The organism is Mycobacterium yunnanensis (genome assembly GCF_025823185.1).
Taxonomy (GTDB): domain Bacteria; phylum Actinomycetota; class Actinomycetes; order Mycobacteriales; family Mycobacteriaceae; genus Mycobacterium; species Mycobacterium yunnanensis.
Map to the genome: position 1 here is coordinate 419,185 of NZ_JACKVK010000009.1, position 17,691 is coordinate 436,875.

Annotated in this window: 12 protein-coding genes; 10 read left to right on the plus strand and 2 right to left on the minus strand. The window is 67.3% G+C overall.

Annotated elements, in window-relative coordinates; genetic code table 11:
* The first annotated feature begins 67 nt into the window (after positions 1–67).
* The 10 genes from H7K45_RS19015 to H7K45_RS19060 are packed head-to-tail and all read left to right on the plus strand — an operon-like array spanning position 68 to position 10,818.
* Entirely contained in the window at positions 68–943 is an 876-nt protein-coding gene (locus H7K45_RS19015; protein ID WP_263997446.1) for a class II fructose-bisphosphate aldolase, read from the plus strand.
* The gene (locus H7K45_RS19020) at positions 940–2,250 is read left to right on the plus strand and encodes a D-tagatose-bisphosphate aldolase, class II, non-catalytic subunit (RefSeq protein WP_263997447.1); all 1,311 of its coding nucleotides are present in this window, start codon (positions 940–942) and stop codon (positions 2,248–2,250) included. Before H7K45_RS19015 ends, H7K45_RS19020 begins: the two co-directional genes overlap by 4 nt.
* Positions 2,247–3,383, plus strand: coding sequence for an SIS domain-containing protein (locus H7K45_RS19025; RefSeq protein WP_263997448.1), 1,137 nt, complete (start codon positions 2,247–2,249; stop codon positions 3,381–3,383). The genes H7K45_RS19020 and H7K45_RS19025 overlap by 4 nt, the downstream gene beginning before the upstream one ends.
* A complete protein-coding gene (locus H7K45_RS19030) occupies positions 3,376–4,371 on the plus strand; it encodes an N-acetylglucosamine kinase (protein WP_263997449.1) in 996 nt (331 codons plus the stop codon). Before H7K45_RS19025 ends, H7K45_RS19030 begins: the two co-directional genes overlap by 8 nt.
* The gene (locus H7K45_RS19035) at positions 4,368–5,309 is read left to right on the plus strand and encodes a DMT family transporter (protein ID WP_263997450.1); all 942 of its coding nucleotides are present in this window, start codon (positions 4,368–4,370) and stop codon (positions 5,307–5,309) included. The genes H7K45_RS19030 and H7K45_RS19035 overlap by 4 nt, the downstream gene beginning before the upstream one ends.
* A complete protein-coding gene (gene melA / locus H7K45_RS19040) occupies positions 5,306–6,616 on the plus strand; it encodes an alpha-galactosidase (protein WP_263997451.1) in 1,311 nt (436 codons plus the stop codon). The genes H7K45_RS19035 and melA overlap by 4 nt, the downstream gene beginning before the upstream one ends.
* A 22-nt stretch (positions 6,617–6,638) precedes the next feature.
* The gene (locus H7K45_RS19045; RefSeq protein ID WP_263997452.1) at positions 6,639–7,919 is read left to right on the plus strand and encodes an ABC transporter substrate-binding protein; all 1,281 of its coding nucleotides are present in this window, start codon (positions 6,639–6,641) and stop codon (positions 7,917–7,919) included.
* Between the two features lie 13 nt (positions 7,920–7,932).
* Positions 7,933–8,823, plus strand: coding sequence for a carbohydrate ABC transporter permease (locus H7K45_RS19050; protein WP_263997453.1), 891 nt, complete (start codon positions 7,933–7,935; stop codon positions 8,821–8,823).
* On the plus strand, positions 8,823–9,728 hold the full coding sequence (locus H7K45_RS19055) for a carbohydrate ABC transporter permease (RefSeq protein ID WP_263997454.1): 906 nt from the start codon (positions 8,823–8,825) through the stop codon (positions 9,726–9,728). The genes H7K45_RS19050 and H7K45_RS19055 overlap by 1 nt, the downstream gene beginning before the upstream one ends.
* Positions 9,729–9,738: 10 nt before the next feature.
* A complete protein-coding gene (locus tag H7K45_RS19060; protein ID WP_263997455.1) occupies positions 9,739–10,818 on the plus strand; it encodes an ABC transporter ATP-binding protein in 1,080 nt (359 codons plus the stop codon).
* A gap of 449 nt (positions 10,819–11,267) precedes the next feature.
* Here the strand turns inward: H7K45_RS19060 and H7K45_RS19065 are convergent, their stop codons facing one another.
* Both H7K45_RS19065 and gltB read right to left on the minus strand, forming a co-directional pair.
* Complete coding sequence (locus tag H7K45_RS19065) at positions 11,268–12,734, minus strand: glutamate synthase subunit beta (protein WP_263997456.1); 1,467 nt, start codon at positions 12,732–12,734, stop codon at positions 11,268–11,270.
* Positions 12,727–17,385, minus strand: coding sequence for a glutamate synthase large subunit (gltB, locus tag H7K45_RS19070; protein ID WP_263997457.1), 4,659 nt, complete (start codon positions 17,383–17,385; stop codon positions 12,727–12,729). Before gltB ends, H7K45_RS19065 begins: the two co-directional genes overlap by 8 nt.
* Positions 17,386–17,691 lie beyond the last annotated feature (306 nt).

Genomic DNA, 17,691 nt, shown 5'->3' on the forward strand with positions numbered 1-17,691 from the left:
GCTTTGAGCGAGCTTCTCATGATCGATAGATGTTCCCCACGTCACACCCCCACCTCCGAGTGAGCTCGTGAGCCTGACCGCCACCGCCGACCTCATCAGCTCGGCCGTGGGCGACGGGACCGCCGTCCTGGCGTTCAACGTCGTCACCCTCGAGCACGCCGAGGGCATCGCCGAGGGGGCCGAACGCGCCGGTACGCCAGTCTTGTTCCAGTTCAGCGAGAACACCATCCGCTTCCACGGCGGCCGGCTGGCCCCACTGGTCTCGGCCTGTGCGGGAATCGCCGCGCAGTCGTCGGCGCCACTGGCCATCCACCTCGACCACGTCACCGACGTCGCGCTCATCGAAGAGGCCCTCGCCTCCGCGCCCGACCTCGGCGTCACCTCGATCATGATCGACGCCGCCCACCTGCCCTACGCCGACAACGTCGACCTGACCCGCGCGTTCGCCGACCGCGGCCACCGTGCCGGTCTGTGGGTCGAGGCCGAACTCGGCGAGATTGGCGGCAAGGGCGGGGCGCACGACTTCGGAGTGCGCACCGATCCCGCGGAGGCCGCGTCCTTCACGGCCGCCACCGGAGTGGACGGTCTCGCCGTCGCCGTCGGCAGCTCCCACGCGATGACCACCCGCGACGCCGCGCTCGACGTCGACCTCATCGGTCGGCTCGCCGCCGCCGTCCCCGTACCCCTGGTGCTGCACGGCTCCTCCGGAGTTCCCGACGACCAGCTCCGCCTCGCCGTCGCCGCGGGCATCCGCAAGGTCAACGTGGGCACGGCGCTCAACGTCGCCTACACCTCGGCGCTGCGGGACTCACTCGTGACCAATCCCACCGCGAGTGATCCCCGGCGCGCGCTGACCGCCGCCCGCACCGCCATCGCGGACGCGGTGGCCGAACTTTGCGACGCGGTCGTGCCGCGACCCGTGGCGAACGGGAGTACCCGATGACCGGCACGCTACGACGCGTCGACTGGCTCGCCGAGACCGTCGCCGCGCACAAGGCCGGCCGCCCGGTCGGCATCTACTCCGTGTGCTCGGCTCACCCGACCGTGGTGCAGGCCGCGATGACGCAGGCCGCCGAAGACGGCGGCTACGTGCTGATCGAGGCTACGTCCAACCAGGTCGACCAGTACGGCGGCTACACCGGGCTGCGTCCCGCCGAGTTCCGCGATCTGGTGCTGCGCATTGCCGACGACACCGGCTTCGCCAGGGACCGCGTCGTTCTCGGTGGGGACCACCTGGGGCCCAACCGTTGGCAGAACGAAGACTCCGCTGCGGCAATGGCCAAGGCGGACGTGCTGATCGCGGCGTACGTCGAGGCGGGGTACACCAAGATCCACTTGGACTGCAGCATGTCGTGCGCGGACGACCCCGACGTGCTGTCCGACGACGTCGTCGCCGCACGGTCGGCGCGGCTCATGCGCGTCGCCGAAGACGTTGCGCACCAGGCGGGGTCGCCGGGACCGACGTACGTCATCGGCACCGAGGTGCCCGTCCCGGGCGGCGCCCACGAGACGCTCGACCACCTCGTGCCAACTCCGGCGAGCCGCGCGAGGGCCACGATCGACGCGCATCGCTCGGCCTTCGCCGCGGCCGGACTGGACGACGTGTGGCCTCGAGTCGTCGCCCTGGTGGTGCAACCCGGCGTCGAATTCGACCACGTCAACGTGTTCGACTACCGGCGCGAGGCCACCGTCGAACTGCGGAGCGTCCTCGACGCAGAGGCGAACCTCGTCTTCGAGGCGCATTCCACCGATTACCAACGGCCCGAACGACTTCGGGAACTGGTCGAGGACCACTGGGCGATCCTGAAGGTGGGACCCGGCCTGACCTTCGCGATGCGCGAGGCGTTGTTCGCGCTGGCGACGATCGAGGGGGAGCTGGTGCCGCGGACCTCGCGGTCGAACCTGGTCGAAGTCCTCGAGCGCAGGATGCTGGCCGAGCCCAAGTACTGGGAGGGCTACTACGGCGGCCCGCCCCAAGCGCAGCGCACGGCCCGGCGCTACAGCTACAGCGATCGCCTGCGCTACTACTGGGCCGACCCCGAAGTGGACGCGGCCCGGCGCACCCTCCTGGAGAACCTCGACCGCACGGGCGTGCCCCTGCCCCTGATCAGTCAATTCCTGCCCGGCCAGTACGAGCGCATTCGTGCCGGCCACCTCGAACCCACCCCGCAGGCTCTGGTGATCGACCGGATCCGCGACGCCATCCGACCGTACGCACGCGCGTGCCTGACCTCAGGAGCAGCCCTATGACGACCATCCCCGCCCAAGAAGACGGCGGCTCGACCATTCTCGAAATCGCCCAACAGCCGGACGCCTGGCGTGAGGTTGCGGGGCGCACCGACGAGCAGGCCGACGCCTTCCTCGGCGAGCTCCTCGCGAAGCCAGACCTGCGAATCGTGTTGACCGGCGCAGGCAGCTCGGCGTTCGCCGGTGAGATCGCCGCGCCCGCCTTGCGTCGCCACCTGAAGCGCCGCGTGGACGCCATCGCGACCACCGACATCGTCGCCGGCCCGCTGGACTTCCTCGAACGCGAAACCCCCACTCTGATGGTGTCGTTCGGTCGATCGGGCAACAGTCCCGAGAGCCTTGCGACCACCGCGTTGGCCGACGAACTGGTCGACGATGTCTGGCATCTGGTGCTGACCTGCGACCGCGAGGGCAAACTGGGGCGCGAGCACACCGGCCGGGAGAAGTCGCTGGTGGTGTACATGCCCGAGCGCACCAACGACGTCGGCTTTGCGATGACGTCGAGTTTGACGTCGATGTTGTTGTCCTGCTTGCTGATGCTCGGCCCGGCCTCACCCGGTGACGTGGATGCCCTTGCCGCGGCAGCCCAGCAGCTGATCGATTCCCAGCGCGACGTTCGCGCGCTGGCGCAGAGCAAGAAGCAGAGGTTCGTCTACCTCGGCAGCGGTCCGCTGGAGGGCCTCGCCAGGGAGTCCGCCCTCAAGCTACTGGAGCTGACCGCCGGCGAGGTCGTGACGTACTTCGACTCACCCCTGGGTTTCCGCCACGGTCCCAAGTCCGTCCTGGACGCCGACACGCTGGTGGTGGTGTACGTCTCGACCGATCCGCACACCCGCCTCTACGACCTCGACATCATCGCCGAGATCCGCGCCCAGCTGGGCCAGGACGCGGTCACGGTGCTGACCACCGAACCCATTCCGGCCGAACTCGGCCCGGCCCTGGTACTTCCGGGGCTCGTTGGTCTCGACGACGCCGTGGTCGCGCTGCCCTATCTGGTGTTCGCACAGTACGTGGCGCTGTTCACGTCGCTGGAATACCGCAAGACTCCGGACAACCCGTTCCCCTCCGGCGAGGTCAGCCGCGTCGTCAAGGGCGTCACCATCCATCCGATGACGAACGGGGACGTCCATGCCTAACTACCTCGGCGTCGACGGCGGAGGTTCCAAGACTGCCTTCGCCCTCGTCGACGATGACGGCCGGATCCTGGCACGTGCCACCGCTCCGCCGTCCTACTACTTCAACTCCAACTTCGACGTCGTGGAAGGCGCTCTGGCGCAGGGCATCACCGATGTCTGCGCGCAGGCGGGCATCCAGACGTCGGACATCACGGCCGCCTTCTTCGGGCTACCCGGCTACGGCGAGGCCAGTGCCGACGTCGAGAAGCTCGACGCCGTGCCCGGCCTTGTCCTCGGCCACGACCGCTACAGCTGCGACAACGACATGGTGTGCGGATGGGCCGGCTCGTTGGCCGGCGAGGACGGCATCAACGTCATCAGCGGCACCGGGTCGATGACGTACGGGGAACGCCAGGGCACGGGTCACCGCGTCGGCGGCTGGGGTGAGCTGTTCGGCGACGAGGGTTCGGCGTATTGGGTTGCCACGCAGGGGCTGAACGCGTTCAGCCGGATGAGTGACGGGCGACTGAGCCGTGGTCCGCTCTACACCCTGCTCACCGAACGTCTCGACCTCGCCGGCGACCTCGACCTGGTGAGCCTGGTCATCGACACCTGGGGCGGCAACCGCACGTCGATCGCGGCACTCGCGACGACGGTCTGTCAGGCCGCCCACGAGAAGGACGCGGTGGCCGCCCGCATCCTCGTCGACGCCGTCGCCGAACTCGTCGTCCTCGTCGACACCACCCGAACCCTGGTCGGCTTCACCGACGAGGAGACCGTGCCGGTGTCGTACTCGGGCGGAATGTTCTCCGACGAGGACTTCCGCACCCTGTTCGTCGACGCACTCAAGGGCCAGCAGGCCGACTACGACCTGCGACGTCCGCTACTGGATCCGGCACTGGGCGCCGCCCTGTACGCCGCCAAGCACCGGGGGCGACCGTTGACTGACGATGCGGTTGGTCGACTGGCGCACAACGCAACCACTTTCGACGAGGTGAAGACATCATGACCGACACCACCAAGCGCACCCGCGGCTGGATCTTCTACGCCACGCTGCTCATCATCTTCTGGGGCGTGTGGGGCGCCTTCTCCGCGCTCCCCGCGACGAAGTACGGCTATCCCGACGAGATGATCTACTCCATCTGGGCGTTGACGATGATCATCCCCGCCGCCGTCATCCTGCGCGGCCAGCGGTGGGACCGACGTCCGGCCGCCACGATCTACGGCCTGCTGATCGGCCTCACCGGTGCGGGCGGTCAGCTCGCGCTCTTCCAGGCCCTCACCATGGGCCCCGCCTACCTGATCTTCCCGATCATCTCGATCTCCCCGGCCATCACCGTGGTGATGGCGATGGTGCTGCTGCGCGAGCGCATTCCCGTGTTGGCCAGCGTAGGTCTCGTGATGGCACTCGCGGCGATCGTGCTCTTCACCATCACCGGTGGTGACTCCGAGGGCTCGTCGGGCCCGTGGCTGTTGCTGGCCATCGTGATCTGCGTGGCGTGGGGCGTGCAGGCCTACTTCATGCGCAAGACCGCGACCATCGGCGTCAACGAGGCGACGACGTTCGGCTGGATGACCATCAGCGGACTGCTCCTGATCCCGGTCGCCTTGCTGTCACTCGGTGGCATTCCCACCGACTTCCCTTGGCAGGCGCCGGCTTTGGCGGCGGGCACGCAGATCCTCAACGCGATCGGCGCGCTGTTCCTGGTGATGGCGCTCGCCCGTGGCAAGGCCTCGATCGTCGCGCCGACCACCAACGCGCTGGCGCCCGCGCTGACGGTGATCATCTCGCTGGTGGCCTACCAGACGTTGCCGACGCCGTACGGGGCGATCGGAATCGTGCTGGCGCTGGTCGGATCGACGCTCATGGTCTACGCCGACGAGCGGCGCGGTGAGGCGCCGACGGCAGCGGTGCTGGAACCGACGGCTCAGACGGAACGGGCATGAAGCCCACCATCGTCATCGTCGGCGCCGGCAGCGTCGAGTTCACCCGCGAGCTCTTGGGTGACGTCTTCTCCTTTTCCGAATTGGGTTCGGTTCGGGTCGTCCTGCACGACATCGACGCCGAGCGCCTCGAGACCGCCGAGGCCATCGCCCATGCGACCGCCGCGGCCGCCGGCGCGCAGCCGGAGGTGGTGGCGATCGCCGACCGACGCCGGGCGCTGGCCGGTGCGGACTACGTCATCAACGTCATCCAGGTCGGCATGCACGCTGCGACCGTGCGGGACTTCGACATTCCGGAGAAGTACGCACTGCACCAAACCATCGGCGACACCATCGGCATCGGTGGTATCTTCCGAGGGTTGCGCACCTTCCCCGTGCTGGCCGGCATCGCCGAGGACATGCTGGCGGTCTGCCCCGACGCGTGGCTGCTGAACTACACCAACCCGATGGCCATGAACGTGACCTACCTGCGACACGTGGCACCACAGCTGAAGGTCTTGGGCCTCTGCCACTCGGTGTATTGGACGATGCGGGGACTGTGCGAGATCGTCGACGTGCCGTTCGACGAGGTGTCGTACTGGTCGGCCGGCGTCAACCACCAGGCATGGGTGTTGCGCTGGGAACGTGGCGGCCAGAGTCTGTATCCGATTCTCGATCAACGGATTTCGGCCGATTCCGAATTGCGACGTCGGGTCCGGGTCGACATGTACCGTCGGCTGGGCTACTACCCCACCGAGACCAGCGAGCACTCCAGCGAGTACGTCCCGTGGTACCTGCACCACCCCGACGAGGTGGATCGGCTGCGTCTCGACGTCGGCGCGTACGTCCGCATCAGCGAGGCCAACCTGGCCGAATACGCCAGGGTGCGGTCCGAATTGGCCGGGAACTCGACGTTGGGCATCGACACCGAATCCACGGAGTACGCACCCCAGGTGATTCACTCCTTCGAGACGGGCGAGCCACGGGTCATCTCGGCCAACGTCGTCAACGACGGCCTGATCACCAACCTGCCCAACGGGTTGGCCGTCGAGGTGCCTACCCTGCTCGACGCCCTCGGCGCCCACCCGACGAAGGTGGGCGATCTGCCCCCGCAGTGCGCCGCGCTCAACCGCAACTTCCTCGGCCCGGTCGAGCTCGCCGTCAGGGCCGCCGTCGACGGGGATCCGCGATTGGTGCGAGCCGCCGCGATGGTCGACCCCAACACCTCGGCCACGTTGACCGTCGACGAGATCTGGAAGCTGTGCGACGACCTGACCGTCGCGCACGGTGATCTGCTGCCCGAACCGCTCCGCACCACGCTCGTGCCATGAGAACCCAATAAGGAGTGTCCCAATGATCCGATCTCGGCTCCGTATCGCGTTGGTCGCCATCCTGGCGTTCGTCCTCACCGCCTGCGGTGGCGGCGGCTCGTCGCCGTCGGGTCCGACCGAGATCGCGGTGTGGCACGGCTATCAGGACACCGAGGGCGAGGTGTTCAAGGGCCTGATCGCCCAGTACAACAAGGACCATCCCGACGTGAAGGTCAGCGAGCTGTACTCCAGCAACGACTTGGTGCTGCAGAAGGTGCTCACGGCGGTGCGCGGCGGCAGCGCGCCGGACGTGGCCTACATGTTCGGATCGTGGTCGCCCAACATCGCCCAGATTCCCCAGGTCGTGGACATGGCCGACGAGGTCAAGCAGCCCGACTGGAAGTGGGACGACTTCTACCCGGCCGAACGTGAGGCCGCGACGGTCGGCGAGAAGGTCGTCGGTGTGCCTGCCCTGGTGGACAACCTCGCGATCGTCTACAACGAGAAGCTGTTCGCCGAGGCGGGTGTGGCACCGCCGACCAAGGACTGGACGTGGGACGACTTCCGGGCCGCCGCCGCCAAGCTCACCGACCCCAGCAAGGGCCAGTACGGCTGGTTGATTCCGGCGGACGGCAGCGAAGACACCACGTGGCACTACCTTCCGATGCTCTGGGAGGCCGGCGGCGAGATCCTGAACTCCGACAGCACCAAGGCGGCGTTCAACTCCCCGGAGGGTGTCAAGGCGCTGACCGTGCTGCAGCAGATGGCCGTGAACGACAAGTCCGTCTACCTCGACACGACCAACGAGAACGGGCCGAAGCTGATGAACAGCGGCAAGGTGGCGATGTTGGTCACGGGCCCATGGGATTTGAGTCAGCTGTCGGACATCTCCTATGGCGTGCAGGTGATGCCGACGTTCGCCGGGTCCAGCGGCGGCCACCAGACGATCGCCGGTCCGGACAACTGGGTGGTGTTCGACAACGGTGACGCGAAGAAGCGTGCCGCGATCGACTTCGTCAAGTGGCTCTCGGCTCCCGAACAGGTGAAGGCGTTCTCCCTTGGCACGGGCGATCTACCCATCCGTACGTCGGTGGGCCAGGACCAGTCGGTGTTGACCAAGCTCAACGAGAACGTGCCGGGTACGTCGACCTTCGTCGAGAATCTCGACAACGTGAAGAAGGTGCGGCCTACGGTGAGCCAGTATCCCGACGTGTCCGAGGCGCTGGGGCAGGCCATCGTGTCGGTCATGCTCGGCAAGCAGCAGCCTGCGGACGCACTGAACGCCGCGGCGCAGGCCGCCGACACGGCCCTGGCCGAGAAGTAGGACGGGAGAGGGCATGCCGTCACTGCTGGGACGACTGGGCCGCACCGACACGGTGGCGGGGTGGGCGCTGGTGAGCCCCGCCGCGGTGCTCATCGGCATCTTCGGCCTGCTGCCGGTGCTGATGTCGCTGCAGTTGTCGTTTCAGCAGTCCGACCTGTTGCGGCCGCAGACGCCGTGGGTGGGGCTGGCCAACTATCGCAAGCTCGCCGAGGACCCGGTCTTCGTCGAGGCGATCAAGCACACGATCGTCTACACCGCCCTCTTCGTCCCCGGCACGATGCTCGTGGGGCTCTTCGTCGCCGCGGCGATGAACCGGTCGGTGCGCTTCATCTCGGTGTACCGCACCGCCGCCTACATCACGATGGCGGTCTCGACAATCTCGCAGGGCATCATCTTCCTGTGGTTGACCGACCGCGACTACGGTCTGGTCAACGCCGGGCTCAACGCCGTCGGCATCTCGTCTCAGCCCTTCCTCGCCTCGCCGTCACAGGCGCTGTTCGTCATCGTGGCGATGACGATCTGGGGCTGGACGGGGTTCTCGGTGATCGTGTATCTGGCTGCGCTGCAAGGTGTTCCGCCCGAGTTGCACGAGGCGGCGATGATCGACGGCGCCAGCGCCGCAACCCGCTTCCGCACGATCACGGTGCCACTGCTCGGCCCGGCCAATCTGTTCCTGCTGGTGTGGTTGACCATCAACGCACTGCAACTCTTCGACGAGGTGTATGCCACCACCCGCGGTGGCCCGCTGCGGGCGACCACCGTGATCGTCTACTACCTGTGGGACCGCGCATTCGTCCACTTCGACGCCGGGTACGCCGCCGCGATGGCCTACGCATTGTTCGTCGTCATCCTGCTGATCACCGCCGTCCAGTTCCGGCTCGCACGGAAGCACGTGCAGAACTGATGACGACCACCGAACGTCCCGTCATCGAAACACCTGCGCCACAGCACGAGCCGGCCTCGCCCCGCCGGCTGAGGTTGCCGTTCAGCCCGTGGCACCTGGTGCTGATCCCGATGACGTTCGTCCTGATCCTGCCGCTGCTGTGGATGCTGGTCACCTCGCTGCAGACCGAGAGCGAGACCAACCACTTTCCACCGGTGCTCCTGCCGGAGCGGCCACGGTTCGAGAACTACTCCGAGGCGTGGGCGGCGGCGCCGTTCGGCCACTTCTTCCTCAACAGCGCGATGGTCACCGTGGTGGTGCTGATCAGCAATCTGGTGGTCTGCAGTCTCGCGGGGTACGCCTTCGCCCGCATCCGCTTCCTCGGCCGCGGCGCACTGTTCGTGACGTTGATGGCGACCCTGATGGTGCCGTTCCAGGTCACGATGATCCCGGTGTTCCTGATCGTGAAGTGGTTCGGGGACAACGTCTGGGCGGGTCTGGGCATCGACCACATCGGGGCCTTGATGCTGCCCAACCTGGCGACGGCGTTCGGCATCTTCTTCCTTCGTCAGTTCTTCCAGACGGTGCCGGTCGAGCTCGAGGAGGCCGCCCGGGTGGACGGCACGTCGCGCCTCGGGGTGCTGTTCAAGATCGTGCTGCCGCTGTCGCTGCCGGCCATGTCCACGCTGGCGGCGTTGACGGTGCTGACCTCGTGGAACGACTTCCTGTGGCCGCTCATCGTCATCACGTCTCAGGATCAGATGACGATTCCCTTGGGGCTGAGCTACTTCCAGGGTGCCCATCGCGTCAAGTGGCCGTTGCTGATGGCGGCAAACGTGATGAGCCTGTTGCCGATGCTGCTGGTATTCATCGGCGCACAGCGCTACTTCGTCCAGTCGGTCGCCAGTACCGGAATCAAGGGTTGAGGGGAATACGTTGGCAGAAGTCGAGTTTCGCGACGTCACCCGCCAGTACGCCGGCGGGGTGACCGCGCTCAAGGGCCTGAACCTGACCGTGGGCGACGGCGAGTTCCTCATCTTGGTGGGGCCGTCGGGGTGCGGCAAGAGCACCGCGTTGCGGCTCCTCGCCGGCCTGGACAAGCCGACCTCCGGAGAGATCCGGATCGGCGGCTCGGTGGTCAACGGTCTGGCGCCCGGCGACCGCGACATCGCGATGGTCTTCCAGAACTACGCGCTCTATCCGCACATGACGGTGTACCGCAACCTGTCCTATGGGCTGCGGCAGCGCCGGACTCCGCGGGCCGAGATCGAGCGGCGCGTCCGCGAGACCGCCGACCTGCTCGAGATCGGCAGTCTGCTGGACCGCAAGCCCGGCCAGCTCTCGGGCGGGCAGCGGCAGCGGGTGGCGATGGGACGGGCACTGGTGCGTCAACCGCAGGCATTCCTCCTCGACGAACCCCTGTCCAACCTCGACGCGAAGCTGCGCAACCAGGTTCGCGGTGATCTGAAGCGGCTGCACCGGGAACTGCCCGTCACGTCGATCTACGTCACCCACGACCAAGTGGAGGCGATGACGCTCGGGGATCGGCTGTGCGTCATGTCCGGGGGCGAGGTGCAGCAGGTCGGCACGACCGACGACATCTACAACCGCCCGGCCAACACCTTCGTGGCGGCGTTCATGGGCAGTCCGCCGATGAACCTGCTGCCCGGCGTCGTGCGCGGTGGCATGCTCTACGTCGCGGATGCGGCGATCAACGTGGCGGCGACCCCGGACGGGCCGGTGACGGTCGGCGCGCGACCGGAGCACGTCTCGGTGCACACCACCCGGGCGGACGGCATGGTGCCGGCCCGCGTCGACTTCGTCGAGCCGTTGGGCAGTCACACGTTGGTCACCGCGCTGGTGGGCGAGGACACCCGGATGATCGTGCACGCGCCGGCGGGCACGATGCTGGACCCCGGAACGCCGATCGGGGTGTCGATGCCAGCGGAGCGCACGTACTTCTTCGACGCGGTTACCGGTGAGGCGCACCGCAGCAGGGAAACGATTGCTCTCTAGCGGTTACTGACGCCCGAGTCGATACATGGCCTAAGCAAACTTTCCCCGAAGGCCACGGGGATGCAGCAGTTGGGTCAGACGCCGTAGCGAACGAGTTCGGCGGCCGTCATCAAGCGCTCGTGCTTGGCCGGAAAGTCGCGGCTCCGCACCGGGTGTCGAAGCAGGGACCAGGCAATACGGCCCATACGAGAACGGACGATTGAATTGCTGTACACGGTGCTCACTCCTGCCGTCGTCTGGCTCACCGTGGGGAAACACTGGTGCATAACCCCCGGGAACCATTAGACACCTGTGATCTGGCTAACACCAGCAGACGCGCCGAACAAAAGTCGGATGTTTCTGATGTGACTAAAGTGGTTATTGAGACTCGCGCCCGGCCCGCGAGACTACGGTTGTTGACGCATTTCAGCGCCATAACGCGCAACAACCGTAGTGTCGGCGAACGAGAACTAGCGCTGAGGTGCGGCCGTCGGCCTGATCGGCGCCGGCAACGCCGTCTGACCCATGAGGTACGCATCGACGCCCGCGGCGGCGGCCCGGCCTTCGGCGATCGCCCACACGATGAGCGACTGTCCACGCCCCATGTCACCGGCGACGAACACGCCGGGCACCGAGGTCTGGAAGTCGTCGTCGCGCTTGACGTTTCCGCGATCGGTCAGCTCGACCCGTAGGTCGGTCAGCAGGCCCGACTTCTCGGGACCGACGAAGCCCATGGCCAGCAGCACCAGGTCGGCCTCGAGTTCGAAGTCGCTGCCCTCGACCTTGGCGAACTTGCCGTCACGCATCTCGACCTCGTGCACCTTGAGCGCCGTGACGTGACCGTCGACCCCGATGAACTCCTCGGTGTTGACCGAGAAGATCCGCTCACCGCCCTCTTCGTGCGCGGAGGCCACCCGGTACATCAGCGGGTAGGTCGGCCACGGTGTCGAGTCGGCGCGCTCCTCGGGAGGCCGCGGCATGATCTCGAACTGGTGCACGCTGGCAGCGCCTTGCCGGTGCGAGGTGCCCAGGCAGTCCGCTCCAGTGTCGCCGCCACCGATGATGACGACCTTCTTGCCCTTGGCGGTGATCGGCGGCTCGCCGTCGTCGCCGACCACGGGGTCGCCGTTCTGCACCCGGTTGGCCCACGGCAGGTATTCCATCGCCTGGTGGATGCCGTCGAGTTCGCGGCCGGGGATCGGCAGGTCGCGCCACGCGGTGGCACCACCGCTGAGGACCACGGCGTCGTAGTTCAACCGCAGCTGTTGTGCGGTGAGGTCGACGCCGACGTCCACCCCGGTACGGAACGTCGTGCCCTCGGCCGTCATCTGCTCCAGACGACGGTCGATGTGGCGCTTCTCCATCTTGAACTCGGGGATGCCGTAGCGCAGCAGGCCACCGACGCGGTCGGCGCGCTCGAACACCGTCACCTGATGCCCGGCCCGGGTGAGCTGCTGTGCGGCAGCCAGGCCCGCGGGACCCGATCCGACGACGGCGACCTTCTTGTTGGTCAGGCGGTGCGGCGGCAGCGGCACCACCCAGCCCTCGTCGTAGGCGTTGTCGATGATCTCGACCTCGACCTGCTTGATCGTCACCGGATCCTGGTTGATGCCAAGGACGCAGGACGCCTCACACGGCGCCGGGCACAGCCGCCCGGTGAACTCCGGAAAGTTGTTGGTGGCGTGCAGCCGCTCGATCGCGTCGCGCCACCGGTCCTTGAACACCAGGTCGTTCCACTCGGGGATCAGATTGCCGAGAGGACATCCGTTGTGACAGAACGGGATACCGCAGTCCATGCAGCGGGCCGCCTGGTTCTGCAGTACGTCGTGGGGGAAGTCCTCGTAGACCTCGTTCCAGTCACGCAGACGCAGCGGGACGGGGCGACGCTGCGGCGTCTCGCGGTGGGTGTGCTTGAGGAAGCCGCGCGGATCAGCCACGAGCCGCCGCCATGATCGCGGTGTTGACGTCCTCGCCGTTGCGTTCGGCCTCGGCGATGGCCGTCAGAACCGACCGGTAGTCACGCGGCATGACCTTCACGAAGTGCTTCAGTTGAGACTCCCAATCGGACAGAACCCGTTGGCCGACGGCCGAATCGGTGGCGTCGACGTGCGCGACGAGGATGTCGCGCAGCCACGTGACGTCGTCGTCGTCCAACCTCTCGAGTTCGACCATCTCGCTGTTGAGGTTGTCGGACAACGTGCCGTGCAGGTCGTAGACGTAGGCGATACCGCCGGACATGCCCGCGGCGAAGTTGCGACCGGTGGGGCCGAGGATGGCCACCTTGCCTCCGGTCATGTACTCACAACCATGGTCGCCGACACCCTCGACCACCGCGTGGGCGCCCGAGTTGCGTACCGCGAACCGCTCGCCGACCTGCCCCCGCAGGAAGGCCTGACCGCTGGTGGCGCCGAACAGGACTACGTTGCCGGCGATGATGTTGTCTTCGGCGACGAACTCGGCGGGCGCGGACTCCGACGGTCGCACCGCGATGCGTCCACCGGACAGACCCTTGCCGACGTAGTCGTTGGCGTCGCCGTACACGCGCAGGGTGATGCCCTTGGGCAGGAAGGCCCCGAAGCTGTTGCCCGCGGATCCGTCGAAGGTGATGTCGATGGTGCCGTCCGGAAGTCCCTGCCCGCCGTGAATCTTGGTCAGCTCGTGGCCGAGCATGGTGCCGACCGTGCGGTTGACGTTGGCGATGGTGGTCCTGAATCGTGCCGTCGACCCATTGTCCAAGGCCTCACGGCATTGGGCGATGAGCTGCTGGTCGAGGGCCTTGTCCAGCCCGTGGTCCTGACGCGAGCTGCAGTAGAGATCCTGGTTCATGAACGCCGAGTCGGGCTCCACCAGCACCGGCGACAGATCCAGCTTGCGCGCCTTCCAGTGCGCGGCGGCCTGACGGGTGTCCAGCGTGCCGACCTGACCGACCATCTCGTTGACCGTGCGGAAGCCCAACTCCGCCATCAGTTCCCGCACTTCCTCGGCGATGAAGCGGAAGAAGTTCTCGACGAATTCGGGCTTGCCGTTGAACCGCTCGCGCAGCAACGGGTTCTGGGTGGCGACACCGACCGGGCAGGTGTCGAGGTGACACACCCGCATCATGATGCACCCGGCCACCACCAGCGGGGCGGTCGCGAAGCCGAACTCCTCGCCGCCCAGCAGTGCGGCGACGACGACGTCGCGGCCGGTCTTGAGCTGACCGTCCACCTGCACGACGATGCGATCGCGAAGACCGTTGAGCAGCAACGTCTGCTGCGTCTCGGCAAGGCCAAGCTCCCACGGAGCGCCGGCGTGCTTCTGCGACGTGAGCGGGGTGGCACCCGTGCCGCCGTCGTGACCGGAGATCAGCACCACGTCGGCGTGCGCCTTGGAGACACCGGCGGCGACGGTGCCGACGCCGTTCTCCGACACCAGCTTCACGTGCACGCGGGCGCTCGGGTTGGCGTTCTTCAGGTCGTGGATGAGCTGCGCGAGATCCTCGATCGAGTAGATGTCGTGGTGCGGCGGCGGCGAGATCAACCCGACGCCCGGCGTCGAATGCCGCACCTCGGCAACCCACGGGTACACCTTGTGGCCCGGAAGTTGGCCGCCCTCACCGGGCTTGGCGCCCTGCGCCATCTTGATCTGGATGTCGGTGCAGTTGGTCAGGTAGTGGCTCGTCACGCCGAACCGGCCCGAGGCCACCTGCTTGATCGCGCTGCGGCGCCAGTCGCCGTTGGCGTCGGGGTCGAATCGGTCGACCGACTCGCCGCCCTCACCGGAGTTGGAGCGACCACCGAGCCGGTTCATCGCGATGGCCAACGTCTCGTGCGCCTCGGCCGAGATCGAGCCGTAACTCATTGCGCCGGTGGAGAATCGCTTCACGATCTCCGATACCGGCTCCACCTCGTCGAGCGGAACGGGTGGCCGCACCGCATCGTCGCCGGTGCGGAACTTGAGCAGCCCACGCAGCGAGGCGAACCGCTCGCTCTGGTCGTCGACCAGCTTGGTGTATTCCTTGAAGATCGCGTACTGGCCGGTGCGGGTGGCGTGCTGCAGCTTGAACACCGTGTCGGGGTTGAAGAGGTGGTACTCCCCCTCCCTGCGCCACTGGTACTCGCCGCCGACCTCGAGCTCGCGGTGCGCCCGCTCGTCGGGACGGTCGAGGTAGGCCAGCGTGTGACGGGACGCGACGTCGGCGGCGATGTCGTCGAGGTCGATGCCGCCCGTGGGGCAGTGCAGCCCGGTGAAGTAGTCGTCGAGCACACCCTGGCTGATGCCGATGGCCTGGAACAGCTGGGCGCCGGTGTAGGACGCCAGCGTGGAGATGCCCATCTTGGACATCACCTTCAGCACGCCCTTGCCGGCGGCCTTGGTGTAGTTGGCCTTGGCCTGATCACTGCTGATGCCGGTGATGATGCCGCGGTCGACCATGTCCTCGATGGACTCGAACGCCATGTAGGGGTTGATCGCGGCGGCACCGAAACCGCACAGGGCGGCCATGTGGTGCACCTCGCGGGCGTCGCCCGATTCGACGACGAGACCGACCTGGGTGCGCGTCCGGTCGCGCACCAGGTGGTGGTGCACGGCCGAGACGCTCAGCAGCGACGGAATCGGGGCCAGCGACTCGCTGGACTCGCGGTCGGACAGCACGATGATGCGGGCCCCGTCACGGATGGCGGCCGACACCTTCGCCCGGACGTCGTCCAGGGCTTCCTTGAGTCCCTGGCCGCCCCGGGCGACGGGGTAGAGGCAGCGGATGACCGCCGCGCGCAGCCCGTGCTTGTGGCCGCGGATCTCGTGGTCGGGGTCGACGCAGATCAGCTTCGACAGCTCGGCGTTGCGCAGGATTGGGTTGGTCAGCACGATCTGACGGCAGGAGTCGGCGGTCGGGTTGAGCAGATCGCCCTCGGGGCCGACGGTGCCCTGCAGGCTGGTGACCACCTCTTCGCGGATCGCGTCCAGCGGCGGGTTGGTCACCTGGGCGAAGAGCTGCTGGAAGTAGTCGTAGAACATCCGCGGCCGCGACGACAGCACGGCGACCGGGGTGTCGGTGCCCATCGAGCCGATGGCCTCCGCGCCACTGCGCGCCATCGGGGCGACCAGCAGGTTGAGCTCCTCGTAGGTGAAGCCGAAGGCCTGCTGACGGAGCACGACGCGGTGGTGCGGCATGCGCACGTAGTCACCGGGGGGCAGGTCGCCGAGGTGGAACAGGCCGGCGTCCAGCCATTCCTGATACGGCTGCTCGGCGGCCAGTTCGGCCTTGACCTCCTCGTCGGAGACGATGCGGCCCTGGGCGGTGTCGACCAGGAACATCCGGCCGGGCTGCAGGCGCATCTTCTGCACCACCGTCGACGGGTCGAGGTTGAGCACGCCGGCCTCGGACGCCAGGACGACGAGACCGTCCTCGGTGACCCAGATGCGTGACGGCCGCAGACCGTTGCGGTCCAGCACGGCGCCGATGACGGTGCCGTCGGTGAAGCACACCGACGCCGGGCCGTCCCACGGCTCCATCAGCGAGGAGTGGTACTCGTAGAACGCGCGACGCGCGGGATCCATGCTCTCGTGCCGCTCCCACGCCTCGGGGATCATCATCAGCATGGCGTGCGGCAGGCTGCGCCCGCCGAGGTGCAACAGCTCGAGCACCTCGTCGAAGCGGGCGGTGTCCGACGCACCGGGCGTACAGACCGGGAAGATCTTGTCGACGTCGGCGTGCGAGCCGAAGACGTCAGTCTTGATGAGCGCCTCACGGGCGCGCATCCAGTTCTCGTTGCCCGTGACGGTGTTGATCTCGCCGTTGTGGGCGACGCGCCGGAACGGGTGCGCCAGCGGCCACGACGGGAACGTGTTGGTCGAGAAGCGGGAGTGGACGATGCCCAGCGCGCTGGTCAGCCGCTCGTCCTGCAGGTCGAGGTAGAACGCCTTGAGCTGCGGGGTGGTGAGCATGCCCTTGTAGACGAACGTCTGGCTGGAAAGGCTTGGGAAGTAGACGGTCTCGCGACCGGGACCGTCCTGGCCCGGTCCCTTGGTGCCGAGCTCGTGTTCGGCACGCTTGCGCACCACGTAGGCGCGGCGTTCGAGGGCCATGACGTCGGCGTCCGACCAGTCCCCCTCGCTGCGCTCGCCGAGGGTGATGAAGATCTGCCGGAACGTGGGCATCGCGTCGCGGGCCAGCGCGCCAAGGGAGGAGTCGTCGGTCGGTACGTCGCGCCACCCCAGGAAGGTCAGGCCCTCGGCCTCGACGATCTTCTGCACCGATTCGGCCGCCGACGCGGCGTCACGGGAGGACTGCGGAAGGAACGCGATGCCGGTGGCGTAGGTGCCTGCCGGCGGAAGATCGAAGCCCTCCTCCTTGCAGACTGCGCGCAGGAACTCGTCGGGAACCTGCAGCAGGATGCCGGCCCCGTCGCCGGTGTTCGGTTCGGCACCCTGGGCACCGCGGTGCTCCATGTTGAGCAGGGCGGTAATGGCCTTGTCGACGATGTCGCGGCTGCGGCGGCCGTGCATGTCTGCCACCATCGCCACGCCGCAGGAATCGTGCTCGTAGGCCGGGTTGTAGAGGCCCTGTGCGCGGCCTCCCTGCCTCGAGCCATGGTCGCTGGGCGCCATTCCCACCTGCCCTTCACACCTCATGGAAGCCTGATGCTGACAGCCGTCGATGACGGCTGTTGCCGGCGGGCGATGGGTCGATCTGCGTGCAGCACTGAACGACGGGACTTCCCACTCGCCACGAATGGAGAAACGATATGACAAACCCCGCCTGACATGCCAACTTAGTCAAGCCTAACGATCTTGCTGGGTCGATCTGGGCACGTGGCGGCCGCCGCTTGGGCGCGACGACGAAATCCGTTGTTGCGGTGCGCCGGTGACGGCACTCGCGTCGCCGTGGCGGATGACGGCGGTTCCCACCCCGCC

Bases quoted from the DNA above. Each gene is read 5' to 3' on its own strand.
- H7K45_RS19050 (WP_263997453.1), top strand. From the start codon at position 7,933: ATGCCGTCACTGCTGGGACGACTGGGCCGCACCGACACGGTGGCGGGG.
- gltB (WP_263997457.1), bottom strand. From the start codon at position 17,385: ATGGCGCCCAGCGACCATGGCTCGAGGCAGGGAGGCCGCGCACAGGGC.
- H7K45_RS19035 (WP_263997450.1), top strand. From the start codon at position 4,368: ATGACCGACACCACCAAGCGCACCCGCGGCTGGATCTTCTACGCCACG.
- melA (WP_263997451.1), top strand. From the start codon at position 5,306: ATGAAGCCCACCATCGTCATCGTCGGCGCCGGCAGCGTCGAGTTCACC.
- H7K45_RS19020 (WP_263997447.1), top strand. From the start codon at position 940: ATGACCGGCACGCTACGACGCGTCGACTGGCTCGCCGAGACCGTCGCC.
- H7K45_RS19045 (WP_263997452.1), top strand. From the start codon at position 6,639: ATGATCCGATCTCGGCTCCGTATCGCGTTGGTCGCCATCCTGGCGTTC.
- H7K45_RS19025 (WP_263997448.1), top strand. From the start codon at position 2,247: ATGACGACCATCCCCGCCCAAGAAGACGGCGGCTCGACCATTCTCGAA.
- H7K45_RS19055 (WP_263997454.1), top strand. From the start codon at position 8,823: ATGACGACCACCGAACGTCCCGTCATCGAAACACCTGCGCCACAGCAC.
- H7K45_RS19030 (WP_263997449.1), top strand. From the start codon at position 3,376: ATGCCTAACTACCTCGGCGTCGACGGCGGAGGTTCCAAGACTGCCTTC.